Source organism: Salmonella sp. SAL4457, from assembly GCF_046548235.1.
Taxonomy (GTDB): domain Bacteria; phylum Pseudomonadota; class Gammaproteobacteria; order Enterobacterales; family Enterobacteriaceae; genus Salmonella; species Salmonella enterica.
This window is the reverse complement of record NZ_JBGDZO010001523.1, coordinates 1-228: the sequence shown is the minus strand read 5'-3', so window position 1 is coordinate 228 and position 228 is coordinate 1. Positions and strand designations below refer to the sequence as shown.

1 protein-coding gene is annotated in these 228 nt (G+C 66.7%); it reads left to right on the top strand.

Translation table 11 applies throughout. The features are described from left to right. Positions 1-224 (top strand): YegP family protein (locus ACLJNW_RS29290; RefSeq protein WP_410962181.1); only part of this gene is annotated, 224 nt, incomplete at its 5' end. Positions 225-228: the final 4 nt, after the last annotated feature.

Sequence of the window (228 nt, the reverse complement as noted above, 5' to 3'; positions counted from 1 at the left end):
ACTCGGCGCTCGGCGGCATCGAGTCGGTGCGCAAGAACTCCCAGCGCGACGGTGCCTTCGAGGTCAAGCCGGCCAACAACGGCAAGTTCCACTTCGTGCTCAAGGCCACCAATGGCCAGGTCGTCGGCCAGAGCCAGCTCTATGCCAGCCAGGCCAACGCCGAAGCCGGCGTGCAGTCGGTGAAGCGCGCAACGCCGGAAGCCGGTCTCAGCGACGAAAGCTGAGGCC